Origin of the sequence: Schlesneria sphaerica, assembly GCF_044336245.1 — a bacterium.
GTDB classification, from domain to species: Bacteria; Planctomycetota; Planctomycetia; order Planctomycetales; family Planctomycetaceae; genus Schlesneria; species Schlesneria sphaerica.
In genome coordinates this window covers 5,659,256-5,670,798 of the sequence record NZ_CP172346.1, presented here as the reverse complement: position 1 = coordinate 5,670,798, position 11,543 = coordinate 5,659,256, and the positions used below count along the sequence as shown (strand labels likewise).

The window sequence follows — 11,543 nt, the reverse complement described above, 5'->3', positions numbered from 1 at the left end:
TCAAATAATCCTTCATCAAAACAGGCACTCTCCGCAGCCGCTCAGCCGGAGATGTCCGCTGACCTGATGGAGTGCCGCCGGTGCCGCCGTGGAATCGATGTGCAGCAAGTCTCTCGCCCCGACCGAAGTCACCGCCCGTACGTGACGGTGACTCGATCGATGTGACAGGGGATTTGAATAGAAAAGGACCCCGCCGTTATTTGACTCCGTTCACGACACTGGGAAGCGGATCGCCTTTAATGGCCATGGCGGCGAGGTTCGCGGCGGTTTCGCGGAGCTTTCTGACAGCGGGAACGCTGCACGAGGCGATGTGCGAGGCGACGATGACCTGATCCATTTTCAGAATCGGATGGTCTGCCGGGATGGGTTCCGGAGCAAATACGTCGAGTGCTGCAGCGCCCACTTGTCCGCTTTCCAGAGCGGCGACCAGTGCGTCAGAGTCGACCAGATCCCCTCGTGAGAGGTTGATCAGGATGACGCCTCGTTTGGTTTTCGCGAGCGATTCACGATTGATCATGCCGCGGGTTTGCGCGAGCGACGGACAGTGCAGCGTGATCACATCGGACGTGGAAAGCAGTTCCTCGAGTGACGCGGGAACGCAGCCTGCCGCCGTGATTTCCGACGGTGCGACAACGGGATCGTGAACGAGGACCCGGCATTTGAAGGCCAGCAGCCGTCGGACCACTTCCCGGCCGATGCGGCCGAAGCCGACGACTCCGACGGTCTGATCGCGGAGCGTCTTCATTCCTTCCAGTCCGGTGGCCAGTCCCCATTTCCCTTCTTTGACGCGTGTGCAATTGATGACAACCTGCCGTGTCGAGGCGAGGATGAACGAGAGTGTGTGGTCGGCGACTTCGTCGATGCAGTAGTCGGGGACGTTGCAGACGGGAATCCCCTTGGCTTTGGCGGCCTGGAGGTCGACGTTGTCGACACCGATCCCGTACCGGACGATCGCCTTGGCGCGCTGCATGTTCGAGATCACTTCGGCCGTGACAGGGGCGAACTGGGTGATCACTGCATCCGCGTCTGCCACGAGCGATGCGAGTTCGCTGGCCGGTCTCTTTTCCTTGCACGCGACCAGTTCATGTCCCTGTGCCCGGAGAATCTGTTCTTCAACATCCACATTGGGAAATGAGTAGTCCGTAATAACGATTTTCATGGCGCTCCAGCACTTGTGAAAGAGGGTCTCGGGTGTCGTACCAGATTGTGGGGAGGAGAAAATTCGTCGCGTATTATGCGCGGTGAGTGACGGGTAATCACTCGACACAGCAAAATACTTTGATGAATTCGCCGACCTGCTCTGAAATCGCGACAGGATCGGCCTTCTTCTTGAATAGAGGCGGCGAACTTCCGTTTTGACTGGGTGAGCGGTTCGCCATTTATGGCCAGGAACTGCATAATCCCCGCTGGAAAATTCGTCTGTAATTGAAGGACTGACATGCTGCCTTATCTGCAACTGCTCCGGCTTCCCACCGTCTTTACCGCAATGGCGGACATCATCCTGGGATTCGTACTGACTCAGGGTTTTCTCTACGGCCCCTTGACTGCGGGCGCGGTTCCAGGGCCCGCTCTGGAGCTGAGCTGGAATCATCCGCTGGAGTTCGTGGGGCTGCTCGTCGCGTCGGCGTGCCTGTATCTGTCGGGGATGGTGTTCAACGATGTCTTTGACGTGCAGCAAGATACGGCCGAGCGTCCGGGGCGTCCGATTCCTTCAGGCCGCGTGACCCTGAGATCGGCCGCAATGCTGGGATGCGTGCTGATGATGGTCGGGGTCGGTGCTGCAGCGGCGGTCAGTCTCGTCAGCATGGTGGTAGCCATGCTGCTGGTCATTGCCATTCTTGGCTACGACAGCTATCTGAAGCGGACTCCCCTGGGGCCGCTGGCGATGGGGACTTGCCGGTTTCTGAATGTTCTGCTGGGGGGGAGCCTGCAGACCCAGTTGGCGGATCTGCTGAACTCTCCGCTGCTTCCCGCAGCGATCGGGTTAGGGACTTACATCGTGGGAGTGACGGTTTTCGCGAGGACGGAAGCCCGAACCAGCAGCCGCTGGCAATTGGCCCTGGCGCAACTGATCATGAATGTCGGGTTTGGTGTTCTGATCTGGTTAATGGTGAGTTCACCGGGCCGATCGGCCGTCGGTGTATCGCTGGCCATGCTGCTCGTCGTCGCGTTCACGATTAACCGACGCGGGCTGGAGGCACTCCGGTCCCCTTCTCCGGCAACCGTTCAGGGAAGCATCAAAGTGATGCTGTTGTCGCTGGTCATCCTGGATGCCACGCTGATCCACTGGCATCTGAATCAGGCGGACGGGTTGGGGATCGGCGTCATGCATGCCATTGCAACATCGCTGCTGGTGGTTCCGGCAATGTTGTTGAGTCGCTTTATCCCGATGACATAGCGCAACGGGACCGCGGAGGTGTCGCTACGAAAGGAAAAACCGACGGACAACGTGTTGCCCGTCGGTTCCAGGTATCGCATCAGGCTGCACGCTGGCGAGATTGCATTGGCGCTTGTTCGAGCTTCCACCAGTGCAGGCCGGCGGATTCCCAGGGGACGGTGGCCACCGGAGGACGCGGCCACGCAGCGACTTCCCGGGTGTCGAACGAGGTCGATAAGTAGGGGGATGTGGCACGGCTGGCAATTTCGTGGGCCAGAACCGGGGCAAGGACAAGCTTGGTTGGCCAGCCGGTGGTGACGTTTCCGGCACAGAGGACCTGGATGGTTTCGGGACGCGAGCCGCCGTTGACGGCCCCTTCGGCTCGATCAACGCGGTAAGTCGACCATTCGACGCTGGTCAGGTCGATACTCGGGAGCACCGCGTGCAATTCCTGGATCGCGTGTTCGGTCAAGGCGAGTGGGCTGAGCTGAACGCCGTCCTCGGCAATCTGGCCACCCACTTGCCAGACCATGCGACCCTGAGAGTCGACATCGGACGTGATCGTGACACGCGTCTTGGCACCGTCCAGGCAGTGGCCGTTGAGTTCTGGCAGGTTGCCTCGCAGCATGACCATGTGCAGCGGGCGTCGCTGCATCACATCGCTGCTTAGTCCAACGCGCTTTCGCAGATGAGCGTTTCCAGTTCCCGCTGTGAAAATGACTTGTCTCGGCTGCAGACAAATTCGCGCACCATCCGTCGGCGAGGTCAGGCGAACAGCGGCGACTTCACCGGGACTGTTCAGATCGAAATCGAGTCCTGATTCACTGTCGATCAGCAGGATCCGGTCCCGGTACTGCGTGGCCAGGTCCTGAATGAAGCTTTGAGGAGAAATGACCTGTTCCGGCAGCCGTGCGACGGTGCCATAAACGCCGTCCAGCACTTCCGGACGGGCATCAGGTTCGATCGTTTCGGGTTTGACCCTTAGACCCAGGCGTGCCCCGATCATGCCGGCGCGAGAGGCCAGGGAATCGGTCTGCCACAGATAGCAGCAATCCGAACGAACGCGTGTGTTGACGAGGTGGGGTGTGGATCGACCCAGCAGGGAATCACGCCAGACATTCGGCATCTCGCGAATGTTGCGGGCCGACTGAGTTAACAGGCCGCTGAGCGTGTACTTCAGGCCGCCGTGAATGATTCCCTGAGAGGCGACGGTCTGGCCGTGCCCCAGTGCGTGCGCTTCCAGCAGAAGAACATGATGTCCATCGCGCGAGAGTCGATCCAGCAGCCAGAGTCCAGCCGCACCGCCTCCGAAAATCAACGCGTCCAGTCGCATCCCAGAATCCCGTCATCCATGAGGGGGGTAACGATCTCGAGATTGGCTCGAGTGATCGGTGTTTCCCGACTATTGAACAACGGCGATCCCTGCCTGTGTTCATCTGTCTGGTGTTCGTTTGAACCCCAGGCGGACGTCGGTACATCCACACACAGTATTGAAAAACGCAATTTTGCGGAAGATGGATTCCCGTTGCCGCCAGCGGTAAGGGATTTTCCATGCAAGATTCTGTCGGGATTCAGCGGAATCAGCATTAATTGCCGATTCGGTTGCTTCCTTCGAGTGCCAGCGAGAGATCCTGACGCTGGATGTTCACGTCGGACGGGGCGGAAATCCCCAGACGGATCTTGGAGCCCTGAATCGCCACAATTTCGATCTCGGCGTTCAGACCGGGGATCACAATCTTTTCTCCCACCTTACGACTGATAACCAGCATCTTGACTCCTCCTTAAGTGCCTGCTGACTCGATCAGGGGTGCTGATTGAGTGAACTCGAATTCCTTTTCCACTCCGATTAAACGCGTGTCGCTTGCATTGACTGACCCGACCAGTGGGAACCGAATCGGGTCAGCGTGTTGTTGTCAGATCCTCGTGAGAAGATCTTGTCATTCCAGAGACAGTTCTCTGGCGGCGTAGGCCTCAGCCGCGGCGGTGACCCGCCGGCGCGTTCGCTCAATCACGCGAACGCGGGCGACCCAGAAAAAGATCACGGCTATCGCAATAAAAATGAGAGGCAATGGATTTGCCTGAATCCCTTCCAATTTACTCCACAAAAGTTCGTTCAATTCCCAGTTACTCGTCGTCATCGTACGTTTCCAGTGATCGGGGCTGTCTCACTTTCAGCCCCCAGATAAACATGTGAGAATAAGTGTGTGCTTACTCACTCAAATCGAGCAGAATCTCGGGATGAGGTTCGCTCTACTTACTCGGCAAACAACGCCAAACCTTTGGAGTTGTAGTACCGCTTAATGACTTCTTCTTTGAGGCCCATTCCACGAAGGGCAAACCAGACAATCTGTTCGACCAGTACTTCTCGCGATACGCCGTAGTTGACGACGGGTACGTCGGGGCGCAGGTGGAGCATTGTCATGAGTGCCAGGTGATGCGTGAACCATCCCGCCAGATCAAACCGGACCGGACCTTCCCAGGCGTCGCCCGATTCCATTGCGGTTGTCAGGCACTGTTTTACTTTTTCAATAAACCCTGCCATCTTGTGTTCGGTAATATGTCGTGCGAAGTCTCCGTTCTCTGCCAAACTCCGTAAAACCAGATGCTGCTGATTTGTCTGGTCGTCATCCAGGGTCTGGCAGGGTGAGATCAATCGATTCACGAGGAAATGGACCATCAGCACCAGTGTCGAGGCCGATGGTTCTAGTTCCATCATCCGCTGCACTCGCTCTTGATCCTTTTGATCGAAGCAGGAAAGCTGCATGGCGGAATAAAGAGCTTCTTTATTCGGAAAATGCTTGAACAACAGAGCCTCGGAGACTCCGGCGGCTTCTGCCAGGGCTCGCGTCGTCGTTCCCTTGAAACCGTGCTCGGCGAAGACCCTGCGAACCGCGTGGATGATGGCGGCACGACGATCCTCACTCGACATTTTCTGTGTCGATTTTCCAAGGCTCGACGGTGACGGTAGATCTGTCTTCATTATCTCGTTCCAGCGAATTCGTGAGTGAGTGTATACTCACTTACAATTTAAGTCAAGATGGCTGTGCTGGCATTGAACTGTCTTGGTCGTTGCGTAGTGGCGTACACGCAACTGAAAGTCAGCTGGCTGGACGGTTTAGAGTGCACGGCAAGTTGCGTCCGTCGCGAGGCTGCAGTAGTCGCAATCCGTTGAGAATGACCAGCAGCGAAGCCCCCATGTCTGCTGCGATCGCGGCCCACATTGAGGCGAATCCGAAGAGTGTCAGTGCGACGAAGATGAATTTCACGACCAGCGCGAAGGTAATGTTGGCTTGAATGATGGCCAGAGTTCGCCGCGAATGACGGATCAGCCAGGGAAGCCGGGACAAATCGTCGGACATCAAGGCAATATCCGCCGTTTCCAGCGCGGTGTCGCTTCCGGCGGCTCCCATGGCGATCCCCAGAGATGCCCGCGCCATCGCCGGGGCATCATTAACCCCGTCGCCGACCATCGCCACTGCGACGTGCTGTGAGACGAGGCTTTCGATCTGGGCGACCTTGTCGGCGGGCAGCAGTTCCGCTTTGACTTCGTCAACGCCGGTCGCATGTGCGATGGCGTTGGCGGTGGCACTGCTGTCTCCGGTCAGCATGACCACGGGGGCAATTCCTAACTGGTGCAGTTCCTTGATGGCTTCGGCGGCGCGAGGGCGAACTGTGTCGGCCAGCCCCAGATATCCACACAGATGATGCTCATTCCCGACAGCGACGATGGTGACACCACGGAGGGACAGGGTGTCGAGTTGGGAGCGGATCTCGTCCGTCCCCTGCCCCTGCTCTTCCAGAAAACGGCGTGATCCAATCCAGAAGGAGCGTCCTTCGAATTTCGCAGTCGCTCCCTTCCCCGGCACGACCTGATAATCCTGCACTGGCCGAACTTCGATACCTTGCTGGTGTGCATGAGCAGCAATCGCTTTGCCGAGCGGGTGCTCACTGTGCGCTTCCAGACCGGCGGCACGTTCCAACAGTTCGTTCGCGGAATGGCCGTTGAGCGGAACGACTTCGACCACCTGCAACTGCCCCTTGGTCAGTGTTCCCGTCTTGTCGAAGGCCATCGCCCGGAGCCTTCCGGGGAGTTCCAGGTAGGCCCCACCCTTGATCAGAACACCTTGCCGTGCCGCTGCGGCAATGCCGGCGACAATGCTGACCGGTGTTGAGATCACCAGAGCGCAGGGGCAGGCAATCACCAGCAGCACGAGTGCACGATAGAACCAGTCCGCCCAGTCTCCACCGAGAAACATAGGTGGGACCATGAATAGCGCCAGAGCTAGCATGAGGACTAGCGGAGTATAAATCTGTGCGAACCGCTCGACCCATTGTTCGGAATGCGAACGACGTGACTGAGCTTCGCTGACCATTCGGATTAGATGGGCCAGCGTGGTGGTTCCTGCCGTTTTCGTTGATCGCATCTCCAGTGCACCATCACCGTTGATGGTCCCTGCAAACACGGGGTCGCCTGGTTCTTTCGCGACAGGAACACTTTCGCCTGTCATGGGGGCTTGATTTACGAAACTGCTCCCCTGCACCACCACTCCGTCCAGTGCAAAGCGTTCTCCCGGTTTGACCAGAAGCGTCGAACCGACCGGGACCTGATCGGGGGGAACTTCCTGCTGTTGTCCATCGGGGTGCAACAGACGGGCAAGCGGAGGCGTCAGGTCCAGCAGCGTTTCGACCGCCCGCCGGGCGTGGCCGACGCTCCACTTTTCCAGTAGCAAAGAGATCGAAAACAGGCAGGCGACGGTGGCCGCTTCGAGCCAGTCCCCGATCCAGGCAGCTCCCAGCACCGAAATGACCATCAGCAGGTTCATATCAGGCTGAAGCCGCCGTAATGCCAGAAACGCGCGGGGCAGAACGAACCAGGCACCTGCCAGAATCCCCATCCCGTAGAGAACGCGGACGATCAGTGGAGTCGGCGAGGCGAGTCCCATCCCTTCCGACCCCAGAGCCTGCCGGAAACTCCCCGCGTGAATGGCGTGAGTCACAAAGCCTGCAGCAGTCATCATCGCACTGAGGCCGGCCAGCCAGGTCCGTCCCCAGCGTTGGATCACCCCTTCCGGCGCTTCCGGACGCGTCCCTTCTTTCCAGACGAGGGCCTGCATGCCTGTCCGCGCCACGGCCTGCTGAATGGCTTCCTGAGTCACCTCGGTCCCGCCCTGTGCGACGGAAAGAATCTCGTTCATCACATCGAACGATAGCCGTGAATCATCCCCCAGCAGCGGAATCAGTTCTTTCTTCAGCATGCTGACTTCTTCAGCGCAGTCCATGCCGGCAATCTTGAACTGCATTTTTTCCGATGGCATGAATGATGGGCCTTGTTGCGGAAAGCGTCCGAGCGATCGAACGAACGCTCGAATCGTTCGAGAAAGTTCAGGAAGCGTCGGTGGGTCTCAAGTTGCGTCCCCCAAAGTGGGGTCGGCCGTCGTTCTTGATGGTAGGGTGCTCAGTTGAGCGGCGGCAAGTGGCTCCACCGAACGGCAATGCCGAGAATAAGAACGCGATTCGCCTGAACTCGCAGCAGCGCTGCAGAAAAGTCGCTGAAACAGCCTCGGGACGAACCTCCTGTGAGTCAGGGGATAGACTTCCGTCTGGTTGAACTCGCGTGATGAGATCAGAAGCCTGTTCCACCGTGACCCGACCGTGGGCTCGCGGCTCAAGACGATCTCGGTGAGTGTGATGTTGTGTCCGTGACCGCTGATGCCGCAACTGTAAGTTCGGGCATGAGGAGCTGAAAGGATCCCCTGTCCAGTGTCGGCAGACAAATAATGGGACTGGTGCGTTAAATCGTCGCCGCCGAGCATCAGCGGCATTCGTCAAATGTCGACTTCAACGTCGCCCTGAACCTTGGCCTGGCAGGCCAGAATGTAACCTTCGGCTTTGTCTTGATCAGTCAGCCCATCCTGGATGTCCATTGTGACCTGGCCAGAGACGAGCTTAACGCGGCACGATGCGCATGTGCCGGAACGGCAGGCATTATCGATGGAGACACCAGCCGTGTCGGCCGCATCGAGGATCGTCGCATCGACTGGAACTGGCGCGGTCACGCCGGAAGCGAGGAAGGTGGCCTTGCCCGCGATCTCGGTTGATCTGACCTGCTTCACAGTCGGATCGCGTTTGACCGTCCCGAATGCCTCCTTCTTGATTTGGTCTTGGGGAACTCCCAGCGAGGCGAGTGCCCCCGTGACCGTTTCCATCATTGGCGCTGGGCCGCAGACATGCACCCGCTGGGTCGTGAGATCAGGCACGGTCGACGCGAGCAGATCCGCATCGATTCGGCCTACTCTTCCCGACCACGGCTGGTCGCCGGGGTCGCTCATGGTGACGGTGACGCAGAGATTTGCGTGAAGTGCCTGAAGCTCGGCCAACTCTTCTCGAAAAATAAAGTCGCGTGGAGACCGGAAGCTGAGGATCAAGTAGATCTTGCCGGTCCAGTTCGTCGCTGTGAGGTATCGCAGCACGCTCATCAGGGGCGTGATCCCTACTCCACCGCCAATCAATACCACACTTTCTGCTTCCTTGCCGCTGAAGGTGAAGGTGCCACTCGGCGCTTCGATCTCGACCTCGTCCCCGATTCCGAGTTCGTCGTGGAGCCATTGCGAGACCAGTCCCCGGTCTTCGCGTTTGACTGTGATCTCGATTCGGTCACGCGATGTCGGTGACGACGCGATGGTGTAAGAGCGTCTGGTCGGGACACCCTGAGGCGCGACGTGAACCGTCACGAACTGGCCGGGGAGATACTCAAAAGGGATTGGTTCTCCATTCGCCAGGTTGAAGCGGAAAGTCTTCACCTCATGAGCCTCTTCGACGCTTTCCGAGAGCCGGAGTTTGCCGCGCCATCGGGTTTCCTTGGTGGTGGGGTCGATTTTCAAGAAGGGCGCTGCCGCGCCCCTGATCTTGGAAGCGGACGGTAAGATGTTGACCATCTGTTGCCGAGTGACTATTCCCGGAAAGCAGTTTCCAAAGGCTATCAACAATTTGAGTGGGCCTTTGAGTTGAATCTTTCTCCGCAGCATTGACCACACGACGTTTTTTTCATTCCTCAGAAAGCCGACCCATGTCTGCGAGTCTGCGGTGACGTGGAGATCTGGTTTGCCAGCATGCCCCTCCTGCACATGGATTTTCTGGTCCTTGATCACGACCGTTGCCTGCCGTTGTTCAAGGCCGGCGAAGGTGAAGTGGTAGGTGGCGTTCAGTCCCGCTGATTTCCCAGGCTGGAAGACGTTCGGCATTCCGTTCAGAAAAACCTCAATGCTGTTCGGCCGCAGGCTGTTGCCCACATGCTTGATCTTTTTGTGGGGAAACCGTCTGGCGACATGGTCTTCAGCGTCAGAGTTTCTGGTGACATAGATAATCTCTTCTTTCTCCTGAAGAGGTCGCACAATCTCCGTAAGATGCGTCTTCCGGTCGGAGAGGAACGGCCCGATGACATCCTCTCCGGCCGGGCAGACCGCCAGGCAGTACGCGGCTTTATAGTTCGCCCCGTAGGATAGGCTTTGCCACATTGAAGCCGACTCGGCATCACTGACACGGCTGCGATAGTCACCCGCGTTCTTGCTGTCCGCGACCTGCTCGACCCAATCGGTGAAGCCCCCCATGAACTCCCGGTAGTTATGGGTGTAACAGGACGAGAAGTTGAAATCACCGTCCGGTGAGATGGCCCCCACGGGGCATGCGGCCACACACAGTTTGCATTCCAGACACGGGTTATAGGTGATCGGCTGGCTGCACTCTGAAACCTCGGCATCCAGCAGAATGGTCCCCAAAAGGATGAAGTTGCCAAACTTCTCATGAATGACATTGCGGTGAATGCCCATCATGCCCAGATGGTCTGCCATGGTTGAAATGTACCACCAGTAATGAGAGTCTTTTTGCCGAATTAAGGCAAGGAGATTGGAGATGCCGAAAGGTGTTGGGAAACGTCACAGCGCGGCTCAGATCGTGGAGAAGCTGCGTGATTGTGATGCGATGTTGAAGTCAGGTAAGTCGGTATCGGAAGTGGTTCAGCACCTCGGGATCAGCGAGCAGACTTACTACCGTTGGCGGAGCAAGTACGGCGGGATGAGTTCAGACGAAGCGAAGCGTCTGAAGGAGCTGGAAACAGAGAACGCGCGGTTGAAGAAGCTTCTGGCTGAAGCGGAGCTGGACAAAGCGATGCTGAAAGAGATCGCCTCGGGAAACTGGTGAGCCCTTCCCGCAAGCGTGAAGCTGTGGACCATCTGGAGAGCTCGTTTTCGGTCAGTGAACGTCGCGCGTGCCGTGTGTTGAGCCAGCCGCGCAGTAGTCACCGTTATGAACGGCAACCCTCTTGTGACGAAGGGCGGCTGTTATCCCGGATTCACGAGTTGGTTCTTCAGCACCCGCGTTTCGGGTATCGCCGGATCACGGTTCTGTTGCAGCGGGTAGGGTTTGAAGCCGGGTTTGATCGTGTGTATCGGCTGTGGCGTCGCGAAGGTCTCAAGGTGCAGAAAAAAGCGACGAAAGAAGCGACGTCTCGGTGCCAGTGTCAATCGCTGCAATCGCGTTCGTGTGGAGCGGAAGAACCATGTCTGGGCGTGGGATTTCATCTTCGATCGAACGTCGAACGGGACCAGCCTGAAGTGGTTGAGCGTGGTCGATGAATTCACTCGCGAATGTTTGTGTTTGAAGGTGGCTCGCCGGATGACAAGCGAGGACATCATCGAGGTGTTGCGCGGCCTGTTTGTGGCTCACGGTGTACCGGCACATATCCGGAGTGACAACGGACCGGAGTTTATTGCCAAAGCGTTGCGGAATTGGCTGGAGCGGTCATCGGTGGGGCCGCTGTGCATCGAGCCTGGTTCACCGTGGGAGAATGGCTACGCGGAAAGTTTTCATTCGAAGGTGCGGGATGAGTTTCTGGCCTGCGAAGTGTTTGAATCACTGCGTTCAGCGACGAGCCTGGGCCTGTCGTGGCGACGTCAGTACAACGAAGTGCGACCTCACAGTTCGCTTGGGTATCAGACCCCGGCGGAGTTCGCGCGAACGTGCGGTCCTTCCGCTACGGCTCCGGCGAAGACGCCTGCGCCTCCGCTCCAGGCCCACACGTTCAGCCCCCTACAGACCTGACTCTTATCACAACTGGTACGGAAATCACCGGCAGGCCACAGACCTGCTGCCACCGCGACCGGTTTGTGTG

General features: G+C 58.0%; 8 protein-coding genes and 2 pseudogenes. 2 read left to right on the top strand and 8 right to left on the bottom strand.

Going from position 1 to position 11,543, the window contains the following annotated elements:
* Nucleotides 1-196: 196 nt before the first annotated feature.
* Nucleotides 197-1,159 (bottom strand): C-terminal binding protein, encoded by a 963-nt coding sequence (locus ACGY09_RS20555; protein ID WP_373653003.1) that lies wholly within the window; start codon nt 1,157-1,159, stop codon nt 197-199.
* Nucleotides 1,160-1,438: 279 nt separating this feature from the next.
* Here ACGY09_RS20555 and ACGY09_RS20550 point away from each other — a divergent pair, with 279 nt between their 5' ends.
* The gene (locus tag ACGY09_RS20550) at nt 1,439-2,398 is read left to right on the top strand and encodes a UbiA family prenyltransferase (protein ID WP_373653002.1); all 960 of its coding nucleotides are present in this window, start codon (nt 1,439-1,441) and stop codon (nt 2,396-2,398) included.
* Nucleotides 2,399-2,477: 79 nt separating this feature from the next.
* Here the strand turns inward: ACGY09_RS20550 and ACGY09_RS20545 are convergent, their stop codons facing one another.
* The 7 genes and pseudogenes from ACGY09_RS20545 to ACGY09_RS20515 form a co-directional block, all read right to left on the bottom strand.
* A complete protein-coding gene (locus ACGY09_RS20545) occupies nt 2,478-3,710 on the bottom strand; it encodes an FAD-dependent oxidoreductase (RefSeq protein WP_397569235.1) in 1,233 nt (410 codons plus the stop codon).
* A gap of 253 nt (nt 3,711-3,963) precedes the next feature.
* Complete coding sequence (locus ACGY09_RS20540; RefSeq protein ID WP_373653000.1) at nt 3,964-4,146, bottom strand: carbon storage regulator; 183 nt, start codon at nt 4,144-4,146, stop codon at nt 3,964-3,966.
* 168 nt (nt 4,147-4,314) lie between these two features.
* Nucleotides 4,315-4,515, bottom strand: a complete 201-nt coding sequence (locus ACGY09_RS20535) for a hypothetical protein (RefSeq protein ID WP_373652999.1) — start codon at nt 4,513-4,515, stop codon at nt 4,315-4,317.
* Between the two features lie 116 nt (nt 4,516-4,631).
* Nucleotides 4,632-5,357, bottom strand: a complete 726-nt coding sequence (locus ACGY09_RS20530; RefSeq protein WP_397569234.1) for a TetR/AcrR family transcriptional regulator — start codon at nt 5,355-5,357, stop codon at nt 4,632-4,634.
* Between the two features lie 118 nt (nt 5,358-5,475).
* Nucleotides 5,476-7,656 (bottom strand): heavy metal translocating P-type ATPase, encoded by a 2,181-nt coding sequence (locus tag ACGY09_RS20525; protein WP_397569233.1) that lies wholly within the window; start codon nt 7,654-7,656, stop codon nt 5,476-5,478.
* Between the two features lie 546 nt (nt 7,657-8,202).
* Nucleotides 8,203-9,312 (bottom strand): 2Fe-2S iron-sulfur cluster-binding protein, encoded by a 1,110-nt coding sequence (locus ACGY09_RS20520; protein ID WP_397571895.1) that lies wholly within the window; start codon nt 9,310-9,312, stop codon nt 8,203-8,205.
* A gap of 21 nt (nt 9,313-9,333) precedes the next feature.
* A pseudogene (locus tag ACGY09_RS20515) lies at nt 9,334-10,239 on the bottom strand (SCP2 sterol-binding domain-containing protein); the annotation flags it as partial.
* A gap of 46 nt (nt 10,240-10,285) precedes the next feature.
* Here ACGY09_RS20515 and ACGY09_RS20510 point away from each other — a divergent pair.
* Nucleotides 10,286-11,473 (top strand): annotated as a pseudogene (locus ACGY09_RS20510) (IS3 family transposase).
* Nucleotides 11,474-11,543 lie beyond the last annotated feature (70 nt).

Excerpts from the sequence above, each read along its gene's own strand:
- ACGY09_RS20555 (WP_373653003.1), bottom strand. The coding sequence starts at position 1,159 with ATGAAAATCGTTATTACGGACTACTCATTTCCCAATGTGGATGTTGAA.
- ACGY09_RS20550 (WP_373653002.1), top strand. The coding sequence starts at position 1,439 with ATGCTGCCTTATCTGCAACTGCTCCGGCTTCCCACCGTCTTTACCGCA.
- ACGY09_RS20545 (WP_397569235.1), bottom strand. The coding sequence starts at position 3,710 with ATGCGACTGGACGCGTTGATTTTCGGAGGCGGTGCGGCTGGACTCTGG.
- ACGY09_RS20540 (WP_373653000.1), bottom strand. The coding sequence starts at position 4,146 with ATGCTGGTTATCAGTCGTAAGGTGGGAGAAAAGATTGTGATCCCCGGT.
- ACGY09_RS20535 (WP_373652999.1), bottom strand. The coding sequence starts at position 4,515 with ATGACGACGAGTAACTGGGAATTGAACGAACTTTTGTGGAGTAAATTG.
- ACGY09_RS20530 (WP_397569234.1), bottom strand. The coding sequence starts at position 5,357 with ATGAAGACAGATCTACCGTCACCGTCGAGCCTTGGAAAATCGACACAG.
- ACGY09_RS20525 (WP_397569233.1), bottom strand. The coding sequence starts at position 7,656 with ATGGACTGCGCTGAAGAAGTCAGCATGCTGAAGAAAGAACTGATTCCG.
- ACGY09_RS20520 (WP_397571895.1), bottom strand. The coding sequence starts at position 9,312 with ATGGTCAACATCTTACCGTCCGCTTCCAAGATCAGGGGCGCGGCAGCG.